General features: G+C 62.7%; 15 protein-coding genes, 1 tRNA gene, 2 pseudogenes and 1 riboswitch. Of the genes and pseudogenes, 15 read left to right on the top strand and 3 right to left on the bottom strand.

Going from position 1 to position 20,977, the window contains the following annotated elements; genetic code table 11:
* Positions 1-76: 76 nt before the first annotated feature.
* Positions 77-1,543, top strand: coding sequence for a ribosome biogenesis GTPase Der (gene der / locus KEM60_RS12080; RefSeq protein ID WP_370626362.1), 1,467 nt, complete (start codon positions 77-79; stop codon positions 1,541-1,543).
* A gap of 109 nt (positions 1,544-1,652) precedes the next feature.
* Positions 1,653-1,726: transfer RNA gene (locus KEM60_RS12075), tRNA-Pro, on the top strand.
* Between the two features lie 288 nt (positions 1,727-2,014).
* Here KEM60_RS12075 and KEM60_RS16970 read toward each other — a convergent pair.
* Positions 2,015-2,395, bottom strand: a pseudogene (locus KEM60_RS16970) (ABC transporter permease); the annotation flags it as partial.
* 190 nt (positions 2,396-2,585) lie between these two features.
* Here KEM60_RS16970 and KEM60_RS16615 point away from each other — a divergent pair.
* The 12 genes and pseudogenes from KEM60_RS16615 (at position 2,586) to KEM60_RS12020 (ending at position 17,099) form a co-directional block, all read left to right on the top strand.
* Positions 2,586-2,738 carry a hypothetical protein gene (locus KEM60_RS16615; RefSeq protein WP_255574561.1) on the top strand — a complete coding sequence of 51 codons (153 nt, stop codon included), beginning with the start codon at positions 2,586-2,588 and terminating at the stop codon, positions 2,736-2,738.
* Positions 2,739-3,851: 1,113 nt separating this feature from the next.
* Positions 3,852-4,043: pseudogene (locus KEM60_RS16965) on the top strand (hypothetical protein); the annotation flags it as partial.
* Positions 4,044-4,110: 67 nt separating this feature from the next.
* The gene (locus tag KEM60_RS12065; RefSeq protein ID WP_255574560.1) at positions 4,111-4,710 is read left to right on the top strand and encodes a CDP-alcohol phosphatidyltransferase family protein; all 600 of its coding nucleotides are present in this window, start codon (positions 4,111-4,113) and stop codon (positions 4,708-4,710) included.
* A 203-nt stretch (positions 4,711-4,913) separates the two neighbouring features.
* The gene (gcvH, locus tag KEM60_RS12060) at positions 4,914-5,303 is read left to right on the top strand and encodes a glycine cleavage system protein GcvH (RefSeq protein WP_219107858.1); all 390 of its coding nucleotides are present in this window, start codon (positions 4,914-4,916) and stop codon (positions 5,301-5,303) included.
* A gap of 174 nt (positions 5,304-5,477) precedes the next feature.
* Complete coding sequence (locus tag KEM60_RS12055) at positions 5,478-5,915, top strand: FHA domain-containing protein (protein WP_219108192.1); 438 nt, start codon at positions 5,478-5,480, stop codon at positions 5,913-5,915.
* Between the two features lie 121 nt (positions 5,916-6,036).
* On the top strand, positions 6,037-6,546 hold the full coding sequence (locus KEM60_RS12050; protein ID WP_219107857.1) for a bifunctional nuclease family protein: 510 nt from the start codon (positions 6,037-6,039) through the stop codon (positions 6,544-6,546).
* A gap of 266 nt (positions 6,547-6,812) precedes the next feature.
* Entirely contained in the window at positions 6,813-7,397 is a 585-nt protein-coding gene (locus KEM60_RS12045; RefSeq protein ID WP_219107856.1) for a MerR family transcriptional regulator, read from the top strand.
* A 44-nt stretch (positions 7,398-7,441) separates the two neighbouring features.
* A riboswitch (glycine riboswitch) is annotated at positions 7,442-7,544 on the top strand.
* A gap of 75 nt (positions 7,545-7,619) precedes the next feature.
* Positions 7,620-10,499, top strand: coding sequence for an aminomethyl-transferring glycine dehydrogenase (gene gcvP / locus KEM60_RS12040; protein WP_219107855.1), 2,880 nt, complete (start codon positions 7,620-7,622; stop codon positions 10,497-10,499).
* Positions 10,500-10,642: 143 nt separating this feature from the next.
* Positions 10,643-12,136 (top strand): glutamate--cysteine ligase, encoded by a 1,494-nt coding sequence (locus KEM60_RS12035; protein WP_219107854.1) that lies wholly within the window; start codon positions 10,643-10,645, stop codon positions 12,134-12,136.
* A gap of 162 nt (positions 12,137-12,298) precedes the next feature.
* Positions 12,299-13,501, top strand: a complete 1,203-nt coding sequence (locus KEM60_RS12030; protein WP_219107853.1) for a pyrophosphate--fructose-6-phosphate 1-phosphotransferase — start codon at positions 12,299-12,301, stop codon at positions 13,499-13,501.
* 468 nt (positions 13,502-13,969) lie between these two features.
* Positions 13,970-15,988 carry an FG-GAP-like repeat-containing protein gene (locus KEM60_RS12025; protein WP_219107852.1) on the top strand — a complete coding sequence of 673 codons (2,019 nt, stop codon included), beginning with the start codon at positions 13,970-13,972 and terminating at the stop codon, positions 15,986-15,988.
* Between the two features lie 142 nt (positions 15,989-16,130).
* Positions 16,131-17,099: a cation diffusion facilitator family transporter gene (locus KEM60_RS12020; protein ID WP_370626361.1), complete on the top strand. Its 969-nt coding sequence runs from the start codon at positions 16,131-16,133 to the stop codon at positions 17,097-17,099.
* Positions 17,100-17,104: 5 nt separating this feature from the next.
* Here the strand turns inward: KEM60_RS12020 and KEM60_RS12015 are convergent, their stop codons facing one another.
* Entirely contained in the window at positions 17,105-18,658 is a 1,554-nt protein-coding gene (locus KEM60_RS12015) for an Hsp70 family protein (RefSeq protein ID WP_219107851.1), read from the bottom strand.
* A 225-nt stretch (positions 18,659-18,883) separates the two neighbouring features.
* Here KEM60_RS12015 and KEM60_RS12010 point away from each other — a divergent pair, with 225 nt between their 5' ends.
* Complete coding sequence (locus KEM60_RS12010) at positions 18,884-19,375, top strand: DUF664 domain-containing protein (protein WP_219107850.1); 492 nt, start codon at positions 18,884-18,886, stop codon at positions 19,373-19,375.
* 486 nt (positions 19,376-19,861) lie between these two features.
* On the opposite strand, the gene KEM60_RS12005 is transcribed toward KEM60_RS12010, so the two are convergent.
* The gene (locus tag KEM60_RS12005; RefSeq protein WP_219107849.1) at positions 19,862-20,371 is read right to left on the bottom strand and encodes a hypothetical protein; all 510 of its coding nucleotides are present in this window, start codon (positions 20,369-20,371) and stop codon (positions 19,862-19,864) included.
* Between the last annotated feature and the right edge of the window lie 606 nt (positions 20,372-20,977).

The raw sequence follows: 20,977 nt of genomic DNA, 5'->3' as shown, positions 1-20,977 counted from the left end.
TGTCCGCGACAATGGAAGATGCCCGGTGCGCGTAGACGTCGTACCGAGGCTCTCGCATCGACGAATGAGGACGGACGTGACCAGCGATACCCCCGCAGTTCCCGACGACGCCAGCGTGGCAGCCGCGCTGTTGGCGGGGTTGGAAGAGTTCGAACTCGAGGACGAGGATCGTGACCTGATCTCCGGGGCGGATGCTGCTTCGGATGATGACGACCTGATGCAGGATCGTCCGGTGGTGGCGATCATCGGACGACCCAACGTGGGTAAGTCCACGCTGGTCAACCGGATCATCGGTCGACGTGAGGCCGTGGTAGAAGATGTGCCAGGGGTCACCCGAGACCGGGTGGCCTATGACGCGGAGTGGACGGGGCGCCGGTTCACTCTGGTCGACACGGGCGGATGGGAGGTCGATGCCTCCGGGATCCACCTGCGGGTCGCCGAGCAGGCGGAGATTGCTGTCGAGCTCGCAGACGCCGTCATTTTCGTGGTCGATGCCACTGTGGGCGCCACAGACACCGACGAGGCTGTGGTGCGGTTGTTGCGCCGCGCAGGCAAACCGGTGGTGCTGGTCGCTAACAAGGTCGATGACCAACGCGGCGAAGCCGACGCAGCGATGCTGTGGAGCCTGGGATTGGGTGAGCCCTTCCCGGTGTCTGCGCTGCATGGTCGGGGCACTGGGGACGCCTTAGACGCTGTCCTGGCGGTGCTTCCGGAGCGGTCAGCGATCAGCGGGCTCTACCAGCGAGGTGGCCCCCGGCGAGTCGCTCTGGTGGGTCGGCCGAACGTGGGTAAATCCAGCCTGCTCAACAAGCTCGCTGGGTCTGAGCGGGTCGTCGTAGACGACCTGGCCGGGACGACGCGGGACCCGGTCGATGAGGACGTGGAGATTGGCGGGAAGACATGGCGCTTGGTGGACACAGCGGGGATCCGGCGTCGGGTGCACCAGACGCGAGGGGCTGACTTTTACGCCTCGTTGCGGACCCAGGCGGCTTTGGAGAAGGCGGAGGTCGCCGTCGTCCTGATCGACGCAGGACTGCCCATCGCCGAGCAGGATGTGCGGGTGGTCCAGCAGGTCATCGACGCCGGTCGAGCCTTAGTCATCGGCTACAACAAGTGGGACACCCTCGATGAGGAACGCCGCTACTACTTGGAGCGGGAGATCGAGCGGGAGTTTATCCAGGTGCCCTGGGCGCCCCGGGTCAACATCTCTGCGCGCACAGGTCGGCATACCGACAAGTTGGTCCCCGCCTTGGAGACCGCTTTGGAGTCCTGGGATACCCGCATCCCCACAGGCCGGTTGAATGCGTTCCTCGGTGAGGTGGTTGCCGCTCATCCGCATCCGGTGCGCGGGGGCAAGCAGCCACGCATTTTGTTTGCCACGCAGGCGTCGACGCGCCCGCCGCGGTTTGTGATCTTCGCGTCTGGTTTCGTCGAGGCTGGCTACCGGCGGTTCCTGGAGCGGCGTTTGCGGGAAGAATTTAGCTTCGAGGGCAGCCCGATCGAGATTTCGGTGCGAGTCCGGGAGAAGCGTCGCCGTCGATGAACGCAGGGCTTCCGCGCTGTTCACTGCGGGTACGCCGGGTGGCTCGTGGGACCGATTCGATGGATCGGCTGCTGGTGAGGTAATCTCTACCTCGCTCACATGAGCCCACCGGGACGTGGCGCAGCTTGGTAGCGCACTTGACTGGGGGTCAAGGGGTCGCAGGTTCAAATCCTGTCGTCCCGACGGTGGCACCGCAAGGTGCATGAAAACCGGGGTCCGATATCGGACCCCGGTTTTCTGCTTTCTAAGTGGCAGCGAGGTGGACCTGGCATTTTCCTTCCTGGAGGGGGTCAGATGCGGGTGTCCCGTCGGTTGAGGACGAGCGTGGTTCAGCGCGATCAGCAGCGCGGTCAGGACTGCTGAGGCCACGATGATCCTGCCAATGTCCTCCGGCGTGATCGCACCGCTGTCGGTGAAGGAGCCGGTGCCCAGCAGTGTTGTCCGGGTAGCGAGGCCGCAGGGCAATCCGAAGGCGAGCTTGCCGACCGTGATCACCGCGAGCACGAGCACGATCTGCATGATCGCGGTGAGACCGGCTACGACTCCGGCTTTGGCGAGCACGATGCTCAGTGACCGTGTGGGTCCGCTCATGAGGGCGTTCCAGTTACTGCCACGGTGTTCTGTGCGCCAGACGAGGGAGCCGAGGATGGCGATACCGATAGCGAGTGGGAATAGGCCGTAGAAGCCCACGGACTGCAGCCACACGGTGTCCCAGCCGTTCTTGGGATGTGTGCCGCGTGCAAGCTGGGTCGCTGCGCCGGCAAGTACCAGGACGATCGGCAGGAGCGCGACGAACTGGTCGCCTTCGTAGTCGGCGGCTCTTGCCAGGGCGTAGTACCCCCATGGCGTCACATGGTTCAGCGTGGCGGGCAGCCCCTGAGAGAACACCGCTGCCACACAGCCCAGGGCGCCGACCCCGAGGGCCACGAGCTGATTCTCGACTTTCGCCGAGAGCAGGACGTGCAGGGCGAGGACGGCGAGGTTGACTACGAGCACGCAGAGGATGAAGCCACTCCAGTGACTGAGAGGGACAGACACGCGAATGCCTGCCAGGAGCCTGCCCGCGCCCAGCACGATGATCCCGGTGCTGAGCGTCACCGCCGTCACGATGCTGCCGAGCGCGATGAGCTTAGCCCGGCACACCGCGCCGGGGGTGAGACCCGAGGTTGACTGCAGCAGCCAGCCGTTGCTCTGATGCTCGATGTCGGTCTGCCGTGAGGCCAGGACCGCCAGCAGCAGCGGGGAGACCAGGGGGATCCCCAGGGACATCCCGGCGAGTAGCGGGTTCCATGCCCCGGCCTCGTCAGGCGAGAACCCGGGACTGGAGACGACCGTGTAGAGCGCGAGGGCAGCTACCACCCCTGCGGTCTGGCGGTCGTCCAGCCGGGGCACGGCGACCTCGCCTGCCTCGGTCAACCGTGCGTCGAAGGAGCTGAGTCGCGATGTGGCGCGCTGAGGGCGAGAACTGTCGCGTACCCCGATACGTCAGCTGAGGGCCGCTGTCGTGATTCACCACGACACGAGGAGAATTTAAACGCCTAATTGTGCGAATAGCCAAGGCCGAAAAAGTTCGTAGCACCACGTCGCATCCGTTGGGCATGCCCATGTAACTTCGCCTCCATTGGGGTCCCTTGGCGTGAGTGGATGCCTGCCAGAGTGCGAGGGGTAAGGGGGCCACGCAGTCCCTTGCTCCTCTTCCTGGTGAAGTTCTATGACTCCCTACCTGAAGGGCGTGGCAGAGTTGCATGCCTTTACCGCAAATTCTTCCTCGTCAAGTTTAGGGATGTTGATGTCTACCTCATCGCAACCAGGTGATATTGGATATATTGCAGTTGATTCGAAAGCTGCCGTGCGCCAACAGCGCACACCCCATGGGAGAGATAGGTGGCTGGGGGACAAGGTGGAGCTGTGGCAGGCTTCCTGATCTGGGGCGACCTCGACCTCTTCTTTAATTCCATTCGACTCGTATGACCTGCGAATCATGGTGCGGCTGGGATCGGGATGAAAGTCGACGGTCTAGGCGGTGGATGCTCCTGAGCCTGCGGCAAGGGTGAGGCCAGCTCCGTGCACGTAGCTGCGCACAACCTCCGACGTGCGTCATACATGCGTAGTGCATGACAGTGAGGTATCTCCCCACGCAATCGTTGAAGGTATCTCAGTGGGGTGTGGACCATGAACCATCTACTCGCGTAGGTCTAATGGCGCGTAGAAAGCACCCCTGGACATCCGGGCAGAGGGAGTGCTGCGATGGCAACAAGGGTGACGTGCGGCTTCATCGAACGCGCACCGGGATCAGCCTCCGCGCCGTCAGCGTGGTCTTGCGCTCTCGCTCTTCTACCTTGTGGTCGATCGTCGAACTTCTCCGTTGCTCCTGGACCGAGCCGAAGAAAACCTCGACCACACAACGATCGCGTCGAAGCTGGCACCCGCGATCCACGAGGCAGCCGGTTGGTGCCAGAGGATCGTGGCCACGCTCAACGAAAAACTAGCCTCTTCAGGCAGGAGGGCGCATGCCACACCGGCGGAGATGACGCCGTACCAGCCAATCCGGCGGTTAGGCTCCCTAGGTGGAGCTGGAATCCGACGGGTCAAGAGCGGGGGAGGACCGTATCTGGACGGTCGCGAATGTGCTGTCCATGCTGCGACTGGTGGGGGTCCCTGTCTTCTTGTGGTTGATCGTGCTTGGCGAGGATGGGGCAGCTCTGCTGGTGTTGGCACTGTCTGGGGTCACCGACTATTTGGACGGGCAGGTCGCCCGACGTACTCACACCGTCACCCGATTGGGTCAGGTCTTGGACCCGGTCGCTGATCGGCTTTATATCCTTTCCACGCTGATTGGGTTGCTCGTGCGTGGGGTGCTGCCGTGGTGGTTCGCTGTGGCGCTGCTCTCCCGGGACCTGTTGGGGGCGGGGGTGGTCCGTTGGGTGCGTCGAGCGGGTTTCCGTGGCCTACCGGTGCACTTCGTGGGCAAGGCTGCGACATTCAACTTGCTCTATGCCTTTCCGTTGCTCCTCCTGGCGCAATGGCGCCCGGGATGGTCCTGGTGGGTCCTGCCAGTGGCGTGGGCGTTCGCGATCTGGGGTCTCTTGCTCTACTGGCTGGCCCTGGTGATGTACGTCGTTCAGGCTCGTCGGATGGTGGCTGAGCCCGATCTGACAGCGGAGTGAAGCCCCCACGGAGGGGGACTCTTGTCCCGGAGCTATCGGATCATGGGTCTGTCTTGGCTGAATTCGTTGCACGTCACCTGGGCCGCACCTAGGCTCGGTCCCGGACCGGTCGTCGTCACCGTCATGGCGGGGTCGGTTGCCCACCCTCGGGACCGGGCATGAGTTTTCAGGGGCGGGGCACCCGCCAACGTCGAAGGAGCGTCATGAGCGAGCTGGAGTACCCCCAGGACCTGCGGTACACCGCAGAACACGAGTGGGTTCGCATCGGCAACGGCGAGACCGTCCGCGTGGGGATCACGAGCTTTGCCCAGGAGGCCCTGGGCGACGTGGTCTATGTGAGCCTCCCAACGGTGGGTGACACCGTCGAGTCTGGCGACTCGTGTGGCGAGATCGAGTCCACGAAGTCGGTCAGCGACCTGTACAGCCCGTTGAAGGGCGAGGTGACCGCCATCAACGACGCGCTGGACGCGACACCGGAATTGGTCAACTCTGACCCGTACGGCGACGGCTGGATGTATGAGATGACCGTGTCGGATCCGGAGCAGTTGGATGCCTTGATGGACGTGGACACCTACATCGGGCAGTTGTCCTGACGATCCCGCTGACCCGGTGCGGTCCCACCTGATGGCGGGCTGGGCCGCACCGGACGGGTTTTCGTCGGGTATCAGGTAGCCTGACCTCCGCCCCTCCCCGTCTCACGCTGTTAAGGAAGGTGACCGACGGTGACTGACAGTCCCCTCGAGAACCAGATTCGCCGACAAGACCCGATGACCATGCGTTTCACGAGTCTGGGTGACATCGAGGCGCATTCGGGGATGGACCGAGGTTTGTCCAACGAGGACCACGCCACCATTGAGGCGTTGCGTCCGAGCACGGCGTTGCTCTTGGTGCTGAGGGGCCCCAACGCCGGTGCGCGCTTCCTGCTGGACGCGCCGTTGACCACGGTGGGTCGACACCCGGACAGCGACATCTTCCTCGACGACGTCACTGTTTCCCGGAAACACGCGATCTTCGAGCAGGAGGGTGACACGTTCACCGTGCGAGATGTGGGGTCATTGAATGGCACCTACGTCAACCGGGAACGGATCGAACGGATCGCGCTACGGACGGGTGATGAGGTGCAGATCGGGAAGTTCCGGCTGATCTTCTACACGGCTGGGCGCCGTGGCGGGGCCACCGGCTCCATCGATCCCTCTGGTCTCTGAGCGGCCACCGCGAAGGCATCTGTCTACGGGATGACCCGTGGGGAGTTGCCTTCGCCAGGATCGGTGTTCGGTGCGCAGCCCGACCGGGCGCAGGGGCAGGGCGACACGTATCGTGGTGCCCGTGAAGGATCTCGATGTGCTCGGCGTCCGCGTGGAAATGCCCACGAATCAGCCGATTGTGCTGCTCCGGGAACGGGATGGCGACCGCTACCTGCCGATCTGGATCGGCGCTGCTGAGGCTGCGGCGATCGCCTACGCGCAGCAAGGCGTCGTCCCCCCACGCCCGCTGACCCACGATCTGCTGGTGGATGTGATCGCCGCGCTCGGGCATACCCTCACTGAGGTGCGGATTGTGGAGTTGCGAGACCGGGTCTTCCACTCCGCGCTGGTCTTTGCAAATGGGGTGCAGGTGAGCTCTCGGACGTCGGATGCCATTGCGTTGGCTTTGCGTACCGGAGCGCCTATTCGCGCCGGAGACGCCTTGATCGACGAGGCCGGGATCACTGTGGCCGATGACGAAGACGATGAAGTTGAACGGTTCCGGGCTTTCCTTGACCAGGTATCGGCTGAAGACTTCGACCAACCCGGTGGCCCATCAGGTCCCGACCTTCCCGGTGAGCATCGCGGCTAGTCATCGGGGGTCCCAGGCCGTTTCCCAGCACGAAGTGAGACAACTGTCCACGGCGTGTCGCAGAGCGGGTCATTGACGCTGGTGCGCAGCCCTCGTACCGTCACAGGTGAATCACGTAGTCGTGTTTCTCCGCGAGCGAGCCGCCCGGGGTCCTTGTGTCGAGTACGCCGCCAGGGAGCCACACGAGGCGGATCGCACGGTCCGCGAGCGATCTGCGGAACTGCCGGCGTGGTGCCGGACAGCAGTCGGGTGTGTAAGGAGGGGCCGTGGGCCCTACGAACGAGGCAAAGGCGGGGCATCCTGCCACAGCCGCCCAAGGTGTGCTCTTCGACGGTGACCTTCCCGTATGGGATGCCACTGCGGGGTACCGCGGACCGACAGCCCAGCGGGCTGCCGGCATCACCTACCGGCAGCTGGACTATTGGGCCAGAACCGGCCTGGTAGAACCATCAATCCGGGAGGCCGCAGGTTCTGGCTCAGCCCGGCTGTACAGCTTCCGTGACGTGCTCGTCCTGAAGGTGGTCAAACGCCTCTTGGACACCGGTGTGTCGCTGCAGCAGATCCGGGTGGCAGTGGAGCATCTGCGCGAACGCGGGGTGGATGACCTAGCTCAGATCACGTTGATGAGCGACGGGGCCTCGGTCTATGAGTGCACGTCCACTGACGAGGTCATTGACCTGGTGCAGGGTGGACAAGGGGTCTTCGGGATTGCGGTGGGTCGGGTGTGGCGTGAGGTCGAAGGTGAACTAGCACATTTGCCCACCGAGCGCCTCGGTGAAGACGGAATCACCACGATCAGCCACGAAGGCGACCAATTGGCTGCGCGACGGCGCGCTCGCAAGGTCGGCTGACCAGCCGCGCGTAGAGGCGCCGCGGTGTTAACCTGTCGGCGCCGCCACGCTGAATGGGAGAGACCTCGGCACAATTCCGTTGTGCCCGAGGCGCCGAAGGGGCAAGCATCCCCGGAACCTCTCAGGCACCAGGACCATTCGGACAGGCACCTTGAAGCCGTGAGGTGACAAGCGGGGAGGACGCGACGACGCGCCCGCGCGCCGGACGACAGGAGCACCCCGTTGACGACCCATCCTTCCGCGTTGCCTGAGTTCGCCGCGCGTCATATCGGCCCCCGCTACGAGGACATCGTCGAGATGCTCACCGTGATCGGGCGCAAGGACCTCGACGACCTGGTGTCGTCTACGCTTCCGGAAGCGTTACGCGATCAGCTTCCATTGCCGATCACCCCGGCCGACTCTGAGCAGGCGGTGCTGGACGAGCTGCGCCGTATCGCCGCGCAGAACGTGCCGATGACCTCTCTCATTGGTCTCGGCTACTACAACACCGTCACCCCGTCGGTCATTCAGCGCAACATCTTGGAAAACCCTGGCTGGTACACCGCGTACACGCCGTACCAGCCGGAAATCTCTCAGGGACGGCTGGAAGCGCTGCTGAACTACCAGACGATGATCGCTGATCTGACCGGACTGGACATCGCCAACTCGTCGTTGTTGGACGAGGCCACAGCTGCTGGTGAGGCGATGACGTTGATGCGTCGCGCCACCAAAGCTGCCAAGGAGGCGGTCCTCCTGCTGGACCGGCAGGTGTACCCGCAGACCGCAGCAGTGGTCAAAGCGCGGGCGTTGCCGCTGCATATCGACGTCATCGACGCGGATCTCTCCGATGTGGACGGTGCTGACGCATTGATGGCGTTGACCGCTGGACGCCCGGTGTTCGGCGTGATCGTGCAGTGTCCTGGCACGGATGGCACCCTGCACGACTGGCGCAGCCTCGCCGATGCGGTGCACGCCCAGGGGGGATTGGTCACCGCCGCGCAGGACCTGCTGGCCGTCACCTTGATGGTGGAGCCTGGCAGGTGGGGAGCTGATATCGCGGTCGGCACCACGCAGCGATTCGGTGTCCCCATGGGCTTCGGCGGCCCGCACGCCGGTTACCTCGCGGTGCGGGAGCGGTTGGCACGCACCATGCCGGGGCGGCTGGTCGGGGTCAGCGTGGATGCTGATGGCGCCCCGGCGTACCGACTGGCGTTGCAGACCCGGGAACAGCACATTCGGCGAGAGAAAGCGACCAGCAACATCTGCACCGCGCAGGTATTGCTCGCCGTCATGGCGTCGATGTATGCCGTCTACCACGGACCGGCAGGGTTGCGCCGTATCGCCACCCGCGTGCACGGACACGCCGAAGCCGCCGTACAAGCCTTCCGGGCTGCTGGATTGGCAGTCCACGGGGAGTGCCGTTTTGATCGGGTCGTCGTCCGTGTGCCTGGGCGCGCCACTCAAGTGATGAACGCCGCGGTCAGCGCCGGCTACAACCTGTGGCAGGTCGACCCGGACACGGTGGCGATGAGCTTCGACGAGGCCACCACCCCCGCTGATGTGACCGCGGTGTTGGCCGCGTTTGACGTCCGCGAGGTCACCGAAAGCCGTCCGCAAGAACCAGAATGGCCCACGGAGCTGTGTCGTGACGGTGACTTCCTCACCGCCGACGTGTTCAACACGTACCATTCCGAGACCCAGATGATGCGCTACCTGCGGCGTCTCGCTGATAAGGATTACGCCCTGGACCGCGGCATGATCCCGTTGGGCTCATGCACGATGAAACTCAACGCCGCCACAGAAATGCAGGCGATTACCTGGCCCGAGTTCGCCGGGATGCACCCCTTTGTGCCTGCTGACCAGAGCGCTGGCAGCCGTCGGATCGTCGCTGACCTGCAGGCCTGGCTCACTGCGATCACCGGGTACGACGAGGTGACCTTGCAACCGAATTCCGGGGCATCCGGTGAGCTCGCCGCGCTGATGGCGATCCGCGCCTACCACCGTGACCGCGGTGAAGAACAACGCGACATCTGCCTCATCCCGGCCAGCGCCCATGGCACCAATGCGGCCAGCGCCGCCATGGCTGGTTTCCGCGTCGTGGTGGTCAAGACCGCAGATGACGGCAGCATCGATCTGGAGGACCTGCGGGCCAAGGTTGACAAGCATCGGGATGTGCTGGCCGTGATCATGATCACCTACCCCTCCACCCATGGCGTTTACGAGGACACGGTGAGCGAACTGTGTGATCTGGTCCATGCCGCTGGCGGGCAGGTTTACGTCGACGGAGCCAACATGAATGCCCTGGTGGGCTTGGCCAAACCTGGACATTTTGGCGGAGACGCCAGCCATCTCAACCTGCACAAGACCTTTGCTATCCCGCACGGCGGCGGTGGCCCTGGTGTCGGTCCGGTCGGCGTGCGTGCTCATCTCGCGCCGTACCTGCCCAACCACCCCATCGACCCGAGCGCCGGTCCACGGACCAGCCCAGGGCCAGCGGCGGCGGCACCGTTCGGATCAATGGGGGTCATGCCGATCAGCTGGGCCTACATCCGCCTGATGGGAGACGCCGGTCTGACCCGAGCCACCCAGGTTGCTGTGCTCAACGCCAATTACGTCGCCGCCCGGCTGCGGGCGCACTTCCCGGTGCTCTACAGCGGACCTGACGGGGTCGTCGCCCACGAATGCATCCTGGATCTGCGGGATATCACCAAGCGCACTGGCGTGACCGTCGACGATATCGCCAAACGCCTCATCGACTACGGTTTCCACGCCCCGACGATGAGTTTCCCCGTGGCGGGCACGTTGATGGTCGAACCCACGGAGAGTGAAGACAAGATCGAACTCGACCGGTTCTGCGACGCGATGATCGCGATTCGCGCGGAGATCGCCGAGATCGAATCCGGCACTATCACTGCGGACCGGTCCGCGCTACGGGGCGCCCCACACACCGCGGCCTGTCTGGTCCAGGAGTGGACTGCCGACTATGCGCGTGCTGACGCTGTCTACCCTGGTGGCCAAGACCCGGCTACGAAGTATTGGCCGCCGGTGCGCCGCATCGACGGGGCCCACGGGGACCGCAATCTGATCTGTTCGTGCCCAGCACCACAGTCCGACGTGGACTGAGCTGACCCTGCCGGGATGACCCCTGGCGCATCTGGCGATGTTTTCCCTGTCGCTGTCAGATGCGTCAGGGGTCTGCACTGTGCTTTGCTCGACTTCTTGGCAGGATTCCGGTCAGGAATGCTCCAGTCGATCCGGGAGGGGCGATGGGCGCAGGGGTAAACGGCACGGACTGGGACAACCAGGTCCGTCAGCGTTACCGGGAGAAAGTCCGGCAAGACCTGGACGTCTTCGAACGGATGCTGGCCAGTCAACGGTTTGACGGGGGGACTCCCACGACGGGGTGCGAGGTGGAACTGAGCCTAGTGGATGCCGATCTGCGGCCATCACGGTGCGGTGCTGACCTGCTCACTGCCCTCGACGACCCGTCATTTGTCCCTGAATTAGGGCGTTTCAACGTGGAGATGAACATCACTCCGCGAGTACTCGTGGGGGACCGCGCCTTTGACTTGGAAAAAGACCTCGACGAACGCTTGGCAAATCTTCGTCGGATCGGGGCCGGGATGGGGGCGAGTCCGGTGTCGGTGGGGATCGTGCCGACATTAATGCCATCAGATCTCACTGACGGATGGATGAGCCGGGAAAATCGATTTCAGGCTTTGAACGACGCCATCATGCGGGCTCGCGGCGAGGATCTGTGCATCGACATCGAGGGGCACACGGGGGAGAGGGTGGCGTTCTACAGCGATTCGATCGCTCCGGAAAGTGCCTGCACCTCGTTTCAGTTGCATCTTCAGGTGATGCCGCAACGCTTTGCCCGGGTGTGGAATGCCGCCCAAGCGTTGGCTGGCCCGCAAGTCGCGGTCGCAGCGAACTCGCCGTACTTTTATGGGTCCTGCTTGTGGCATGAGACCCGGATCGTGCTCTTCCAGCAGGCTGCAGACACCCGTTCGGTGGAGCTGGTCAACCAAGGGGTGCGGCCCCGAGTGTGCTTTGGCGATCGTTGGATTACGTCGATCTTTGACCTCTTTGAAGACAATGTGCGGTATTACCCGGCGTTGTTGCCCGAACTGTCCGACGAAAATCCGGTGGCGGTCTTGGACGAGGGGCGAGCCCCGCAATTGACTGAGCTGATGCTGCACAACGGGACGGTGTATCGGTGGAACCGGCCGATCTACGACACCAGTGATGGCCGTCCTCATCTTCGGGTGGAAAACCGGGTCTTGCCGTCTGGGCCGACCCCAATCGACATGGTCGCCAATGCCGCGTTCTACTACGGCCTGGTGGCTGCATTGTCGGCTGAGGATCGTCCAGTGTGGACGCAGATGAGTTTTTCTGCTGCCGAAGCTAACTTCCGCAACGGTGCCCGCGACGGGATGCTCGGCCGGATGTATTGGCCTGGCTACGCCACCCTCACTGCCGAAGAACTCACGTTGCGCCACCTCCTGGGAATGGCTCATGACGGTTTGTCTGCGGAAGGGGTGTCCAGTCGGGCGGCTGACCGGTATCTCGGGGTGATCGAAGGGCGTTGCCTGTCCCGCCAGAATGGTGCTTCCTGGCAGATCGACACGGTACGTCGATGGGAGTCCCAAGGACTGGATCGAGCCAGCGCTCTTCGTGAGATGCTCCGCCTCTACATCGAATTCGCTGCCACCAATGAGCCGGTACACACCTGGGCGCTGCCGGAGGATCACGATTGACCGTCCTCCGTCAACGGCAGACGCGCGCAGGGTGGGCAGCAGATCCTGGTGGGTCCGGCGGGGCGAGTGGGTCGGGAGCTGCGCCGACGCCTCGGTCAGAGCTGGGTAGACACGCACTAGGCTGAGGAGCTGTCAGTACGTCGACCCTGGAGCTGATGCAGCATGACCATTCGCCGAGTGGCCCTTCTCACCGCGGGCGGATTCGCCCCCTGTCTGTCCTCCGCCGTGGGCGGTCTCATCGAGCGTTACACGCAGGTGGCCCCCGAGGTCGAGATCATCGCCTACAAGCATGGATATCAAGGCTTGCTCACCGGCGACTACATCACCGTGACCGACGAGGTGCGCGCCAAAGCCGCCTTGCTGCACGAATTCGGTGGCTCCCCGATCGGCAACTCCCGGGTGAAGCTCACCAACACCACTGACCTCATCGCTCGCGGGCTGGTCCCTGATGACGGCACCGACCCCTTGGCGTTTGCTGCAGAGCGGCTGACTGCTGACGGCGTCGACGTCCTGCACACCATCGGTGGAGATGACACCAACACCACCGCGGCTGATCTCGCCGCTCACCTGGAAAAGACCGGCCATCACCTGGTCGTAGTGGGTCTACCGAAGACCATCGATAACGACATCGTGCCGATCCGCCAGTCGTTGGGTGCCATGACGGCTGCGGACCAGGGTGCCCGGTTCGCGGCGAATGTCTTGGCTGAGCACAACTCTGGCTCGCGGATGCTCATCATCCATGAGGTCATGGGCCGTAACTGCGGCTGGCTGACTGCGGCGACAGCCAAGGCCTACCGCGAATGGCTGGACACCCGCGAGTGGCTCCCGGAGATCGGGCTGTCTCGACAGGCGTGGGACATCCACGGTGTGTACGTCCCGGAGATGGACCTTGACATCGACGCTGAGGCCAGCCGACTCAAGACCGTCATGGACGAGGTCGGCAATGTCAACATTTTCCTCTCCGAGGGTGCTGGGGTCTCCGACATCGTCGCGCTCATGGAACGCAACGGCGAGGAGGTCCCCCGGGATGCGTTCGGCCACGTCCGCCTGAACGACATCAACCCGGGCGCCTGGTTCGGCAAGCAGTTCGCCGAGAAGGTGGGGGCGCAGAAAGTCCTGGTCCAGAAGTCCGGATACTTCTCCCGGTCGGCGGCGGCAAACGAGGCTGACCTGGCGCTGATCGCGCAGATGACGACCATGGCTGTCGATGCGGCGTTGGCTGGCACGCCTGGCGTGATTGGCAACGACGAGGAGCGCGGTGACGAGTTGCGCCCGATCGAGTTCGAGCGCATCGCTGGGCACAAGCCGTTTGATGCGTCCGCTCCGTGGTACCAGACGATGTTGAGCGAGATCGGCCAGATCTGATCGCGAGTACGTCGTAGGGGCCGGTGCCATCGCACCGGCCCCTACGCTGTCTGAGGGGTCTGTCGGGGGCGCGGGCTGGCGTCCGAAATGGACCGATACGTCGGCGTTTTGGATGAGCAAAGCTACTCGCCGGTCATATTAAAAATGCATGTGATGCGGCATGAGTTGCGCATCTTCTCTATTCCGTACGATTGTCCAAGAATGTGCTGTGCGAAGATGTTCGCACTCATTCTGTCGATCTCTTGACGTCGCCGGGTTATTCTCATTCAGCTGGCCGCGCAGGCTAGTCAAGGCGCCTCCGTCGGGTTGATCGATGAAGAATTCGCCGTACATTAGCTCATCATTCCGGCGTTGGTGCCGAACGTTCTACAGAGTCCGTTGTGGCCGAATCTGACCGGCAACGGATGTCGATGCAGGGGGTTCTGGTGGCGCATACGCGTCACGACACCAAACGCGAGGAGAAGCGAAGTGCAGTTACGACGACTGACCCCTCTGGTCGGTGGCCTCCTGCTGACCCCGATCTTCGTGGCGCTGCCGCTCGACCTGTCCCAAGCAGGCCCGACACCCCACCCCGTCCAAGGTGACTCATCCCAGACACCACTGGTAGAACGACCCGCGAGCGGGGTTGACGGCGCTGACCATGCCACCTCACCAGAGATTTCCCAAGCCCGTCAGGAAGTCACAGACACCAGCGCTGGGGCCCAACGACTTCCCGATCAGGGCGTCACCGTCCTTAAACTCACCACTCCACAACCGGTCAAAGAACACCTCAGCGCCGTCGGTCTCACCTGGAAAAACGGGACTGGTGGAGCTACAGCAGCGCAGCTACGCACGTTCAAGGACGGCCGCTGGGGCGAGTGGGAGACGATGGAAGTCGATCCCTCCACCGGGCCGGATAGCGGCGCACCGAAAAAAAACAGCGTCCCTGCTGATCAACGCAAGATCGGTAGCGAGTTGTACATGGTGTCCGGGGCCACCCAGGTCCAAGCACGCATCCTGGGCGCACCCGGACATGCCCCCGTGGACCCACAACTCACCGTGATCGACCCCGGGGAATCTGAGGCCGATGCCACCGTAGGCACCGCTCAGGTCGGTGCCGCCCAGGCCGTCACTCCACGACCAGCGATCTACACCCGAGCCCAATGGGGAGCCGACGAATCCTGGCGGACCGGCACCCCAGAAAACAACACCCCCCGCGGCATCGTCATCCACCACACCGCCGACACCAACAACTACACCGCCGACATGGTGCCCGGCATGATGCGCTCGATGTACCGCTACGCCACGAAGATCCTGGGATGGGATGACATCGCCTACAACTTTGTGATCGACCGGTGGGGACGGATCTGGCAGGGCCGAGCGTGGCTCTATCCTGAACAGCCAGTCTTCCCCGCAGCGCAGCTCAGCAACAACGATCGCGGTGTCGGGGTCTCAATGCTCGGCAACTATGAAGAGGAACGACTCTCAGGGTCAGCTCGGGCCGCACTGGTCAAGCTCCTCGCGTGGAAGGCCAGCTTGCACGGCATCAACCCGCTCGGCAGCACCACCTGGTACAACAACAAAACCGACCGGTACGAGACAATGCCCACCATCAATGGGCACCGCGACCACTACTACACCGCCTGTCCAGGGGCCAACCTGTACCCCCTCATCCCCGGAATCCGCAAGGACGTCGCTGCCGCCATGTCCTCCCCAAGCGGACCGGTCACTCCCAGCAGCACCGTCTTCCGAGACTTCGACGGCATGCAGGACTCAGACGTGTTAGGGCGGGACCCCTCCTCCAAACTCACCTTGTCCAGCCCCAACGGCAAGGGCGATATGACCCCGATGGAACTGATCGGCGGTCCCGGATGGGACAAATTTGACGTCGTCACCATCGTCGGCGACTGGAATGGCGACGGCACCCCGGACATCATCGCCCGCAAAAACACCACCGCTGAACTGTGGCTCTATCCCGGCGATGGCAAGGGCAGCTTCTACGGCTCCAAGACCATCGGGTTCAACTGGAACGGCATGCAAGCCGTCATCGCACCCGGCGACTGGAATGGTGACGGCAAACCAGACATCATCACCACCAGCAAAGTCGACGGCAAGATGTACCTCTACTCCGGCAACGGACGTGGCGGGTACAGCGCCGCCGGCGTGGTCATCGGTCACGGCTGGCAAAACATCCGTGCGCTCGCGGGAGTGGGTGACTGGAACGGTGACGGCAAGGTCGACGTCATGGCGATCACCCATGACGGCCGTGGAATTATCTATTACGGCGACGGAAAAGGTGGATTTCCCCGGCAATTCGTCCTCAATGGTGATTTTGGTCGGTTTGCCAGCCTGGTCGGGATCTGGAATGCCTATGGTGACAAGAAGTCCGCAGTTCTCGGTGTGACATCTGATGGTTCTGGGTATATCAGCAACCGCACCGGAGATGCCTCTGTCGACACCAAGAAAATCGGCGAGTCATATGCGGGATTCACTGTCTTCTCCGGCTGATTGATGAGATCTCAGCACGTTTTTTCCATGGTGGGGTGCCGCGCGAAAAGCGGTGCCCCACCACTGTGTTGCTGGCTTGTCAGGGGCATGGTGAGCCTTACCTACCTGGTCGCAGCCCTACCAGGCGGACATACTGGATTCAGTGACGACATCTGAGAATGCCCGCGCCGATCTCACCCGGTATGCCTGGCTCTCCATTGCAGCCGCTATCGCCACGATCGCGATGAAGACCCTGGCCTATCTGGTCACCGACTCGGTTGGGCTACTCTCCGACGCCGCTGAATCAGTGGTCAACCTTGTTGCCGCAGTCGTGGCGCTCATCGCATTACGCGTCGCCGCCAGACCCGCCGATGACGGACATCATTTCGGCCATGCTAAAGCCGAATACTTCTCCGCTGCCGTCGAAGGCGGCATGATCGTCGTTGCAGCCTGCGTCATCGTCTTCACCGCGGTCGACCGGATGATCCATCCGCAGCCCCTGGACAACGTCGGGATCGGGCTCGCCGTCAGCGTGCTCGCCTCCGTCATCAACGGAGCCGTCGCTGTTGTCCTGATGCGTGCTGGCAAGGAGCATCGCTCTCTCACCCTGTCCGCAGATGGCAAGCACCTCCTCACCGACGTATGGACGTCCGTCGGAGTCGTCGTCGGAGTTCTTCTCGTCGGGATCACTGGATGGGAGCGACTCGACCCCATCGTGGCGCTACTCGTGGGAATCAACATCATCGTCACCGGATATCAGCTCCTGCAACAGTCAGTCGACGGTTTGATGGACGTCGCCTGGCCGGAAGAAGACAACACCACCTTCTCCCAGATCCTCACCACATTTGCCAGCGCCGAGGTGGCCTTCCACGCCGTACGAACCCGCGAAGCTGGCCATCAGAAATTCGCTGAAGTTCACGTCCTTGTCCCTGGCCAGTGGAGCGTCCAACGCGGGCATGACCTCGTTGAAGACATCGAAGCTGCAGCCTCGCAGAGCTTCCCTGGGCTGCAACTCATGTGTCATCTCGAGCCGTTGGAGGACCCTCGGTCCTACGAAGACAACCGTGTCTACGTCAGCGTCGACCAGCCCGCTGGTGATGCGGAACAACCACCCGGAGAGACCCTCTCCTGAAGGGGTCACCACGCTTGGAGTCGATGCTCCTGCTGATATCCCGTTTCCAGATCCTGCAGACACACCTGGACGATGCCGTTCGCGTCGATGCTGTAGGTCTCTCGCACGGCCGGACCATCATCTCGTCGTTCCACTGCCACGCCGGCCAACACCGCCCGCTCCGACGATCCTCCAGCGCGACTGCCCCGACGAGCCTCGTCCCGCTGCAGCATCGGATCGAAGGGAAAGACCACCTCAGCAAATGGCACGAGGTCGCCGTACGGTTGACCATCCACATCCACGTCGGTGTACTCCACAAACCGGAACCACCCCACGTTGTGTGCCGCACGATACTCCCGGGTGATGACCGTGGCGCCGGTCTGCGGCAAGGGTGCCGTCCGATCCAGGATCGGATCGAACGTCAAATCCCGACCCCCGGCAGCTTCCCGGAATACCCCGAAACCCCGAGACAGCCGATCCCGCAAGTGATACCCCGCTTCCGGGTCAGCAGCGATCGCCAAGCCGATCGCTGTCGAGGCTGCCGGGTACGGCGATCGGTGCACTCGTCGACCGAAGCGGGCCCGCAACATCCTCGGCACCAACGGCAACCCGCTCGCCCCGCCCACGAGATAGACCCCGGCGACTTCGGTCAGGTCAGGTTCTCCCTCGTCCAGTCCATCGATCAGGGGAGCCATCGCCTCCACTGTCGACTCCACCAAGGTCGCAGCCCGGGCGTAGAAATCATCGGTCGGCACCACAATTTCGTCGGTGCCGACTTCTAGCGCGATCCGCCGGGACTGTGGCGAGAGATGCTCTTTCGCTTCGCGGCACTCCTCTACCAACTGCCGGTATTGACGGCGTGTCAACTCCGTCCGTGACGTCTTCGCTGTCTCTAAGGCGCACTCCACCAGCGCCTGATCGAAATCATCCCCGCCCAACTGGTTCATCCCCAACGACGCAATCACGTCATGGTGGCTGCCATCCACACATACCAAGGATGCATCGAAGGTGCCTGCTCCCAAGTCGTACACCACAACCCTGGTCCGGCGTGAACTCAGCGTGCGTCCCCGATGATGGGTGTATTCGAAACCAGCAGCTGAGGGCTCATTGAGCATGCCGGTCACGGTGAACCCCGCCCGCCGGAACGCCTCCAAGGTCAAGAATCTCTGGGTGCCATGCGCATGCGCCGGGACAGCTACCACGGTGGCCCCCAAGCCATCTGCACCGAGACGTGCCGAAATGCTGCTGCGTTCAGTCAACGCTTCCCGTACTGCCGTCATATATCCGGTCAGCAGCGTTAACAACGGCACCGCGCGGTCACCGACCTGCACCGGCAGATCCGCGCTGACATCCGGTCGTGCCAGCAACCGCTTGAACGACCGGACTAACGGCCCGCCTTCAGCCGCAGCCGTCAGCGCAGCAAACCCATACACCACATCGTCGCCACGGCAGGACACCACCGACGGAAAAAACTCGTGCGCATCGCCTTCGTCATCAAGGAACGACGCGACCGGATAGTTACCCCGGTCCGCGAAAGCGACAAACGTGCGGGTGGTCCCGAAGTCGACACCGAGGTCCATGACCATGAGAGTAGCAACGGGAACCACCTGCTCCAGACCCCCAGGGTGTCGCCGGAGAACTTGGCACTGAACAAGACTCACCTTCAGCTAATGTCCATAGCTGGGCCTGGGACACCTGCTAGACAGTCAGCAAGCTGCCCTGCGCGCCGAAGGATCCGCATTAGCTGTCGCCCCTCGCTACCCCGGGAGAGGCTCGTGAGAACGACTTTAAGCAGGAGGCGGCTGGTGGAGCATGACGAAATGATCGAGCAGATAGAGGCACAGCTTAACGACGTGATCGAAATGGCGCAGATCCTTGCTGCTCAGAACGTAGATAGGGCACCTCTCCCGAGCGCGTGGAGCGTTGCGGGGCTCTTGAACCACCAGCGCTACGTCACCCGTTTCTGGATTGCCAACGTCATTGCGGGAAAGAACCTGCCGGTCCCGTGGACGGACGATTCGCCCGATGAGGACTGGACGTCCCCTGATGGGGCGACCGTGAGCACATGTTCGGATGAGTTGTTAGCTGAATGGCGGACGATGCGCGAGGTGCTAGCGGCGTACCCGCCTGGCGAACCGGCCTGTGAGGCTGGCGAGGATGGCACGAGGCCGTCTGTGGCGTGGGTATTGGCACATCTACTCGCTGAGGTGAGTCGTCACGCGGGCCACCTGGACATCGTGCATGAACTACATCGTGCACGTCAGGCGTCGAACGATGGAGAAAGCTCAGGCGAGTGATCCCATCGATCCCCGCAGACTCGGAGGTCCGTCGACTCCTGCTTGTCGTACTCATGGTGTGTGCGGTGAGCGGTCGTAGGGTAGCGGCCGCGGACGATGAGAACGTGACCAGTGCCAGCCTTTGCACCGCAGAGATCTTCTGGATGTCGGCCATGCAGGCATGGATTCTGGAGGAACAGTTGCCACACATGTTGAGCTACGACTACTTCGTGAGCGTGCCATCTTCAACCGCTACATCACCCGGGCGGCGATGCCCGAGACGACCTCACCTGAAGAAGACACACGGCGCGTGTTGGCCAGCCATTCGCCCGGCCGCCCCCAACGTCGCAGACTAACGCTCAGTGTGGCGCCTATTCCAAACACCCAGGCAACTCGTTAAAGTTGCTGCCACAACCGCTGGTGCAACTGACCATTCACCGAGTAATGCCCCAACGGCTGCAACCACAGTGATCGTCGCCATCAGTGTGAGGATCACCTTCGACAAATTCATTGTGGCCAACACCCGGTAACCGTGACCGGCCGGAATGCCAAGTGAATTCCCATGCCATTGTCTCTTTCGCAGGGCCAAGCCCCGGCTGATCTGATCGCCAGAATGGCGGCAATAGCACCGCCGCTCAATGCGCCTATGCCAGTCCAAGATGTCAATTCGGCAGTCAGCGCCGCAGCTCCGGTGCCGAGAGCAAGACTGGCAGCGAGTTTGCCGCTGGCCCAGCGGTCAAGCCAGAGTTCCCAGTCGTACCAGGTGTTGTTGAAGCCATCATGCGAACCAGCAAAAGTAACAGTTTCTGCCGGCACCGTGAATGAATAGGCCTCACCGGAGGTGTCCAGGCCTTTGGCCACACCGGTGACGATCTGCTCGTTGGCCTGGTTCACCGCCTCCTGGACCGTTGACGCTCCCTGTGGATCAGCCAGGCGCTTTCCCATGGGAGGCAGGAACGCCCAGCGATTCCCCATCAGTTGCACGTATCGGTCATACCGGTTGATTAACTCAGACATGCCGTCGCCTTACTCGCGTGGTAAATATCAGAATTCACTGAATTGGAGACCGCTGTCTGCTCTGCAGCTGTTTCACCGCGGCAAGAGACTTAATTCACCCATCGTCAGCTCAAAGAAGTCTTGAGCGCCTTCATGGCCCGAGTGATTTGAATATTATCATTGATGGGGTGATGTTTTGCGGGTAACCGATAAACTTGAGGACGTGTTTCACGGCTGAGGTGAGGGCGCGGCTGCGATGTTCTCGTGACCAGCAATAGTGGCCTCTGGTGGGCCATATGGGGCGAGTCGTCATCGGCTGGTCACAGGTGGCGCGCGGCTTGCATCACCCCACGGGTGTCCTGGCGGGTCTGGTCGTGGGGACGTGGGCTGGTATAGGTGGCCCATTGGCCGAGTGGCGGAGTCGGCGGCCCCGGGGGACTGGGGAGCACCTGAAAGACGTTAAACAGTCAATCAATTCCCAAGTTGGTAAAAACTCGCCCTGGGAGTCGATCTGCCTGAGCTGACACGCGAATGGTGTGTGACATATTACCGGGAATCGACGCCTCAACCGCGTCGACGGTCCCTGGCCACACCAGGTGAACCGGACACGTCACACCCCATTTTCGC

Source organism: Austwickia sp. TVS 96-490-7B (assembly GCF_019331795.1).
Classification (GTDB): Bacteria; Actinomycetota; Actinomycetes; order Actinomycetales; family Dermatophilaceae; genus Austwickia.
The sequence above is the reverse complement of the archived record's forward strand: the minus strand, read 5'-3'. Positions and strand labels throughout refer to the sequence as shown.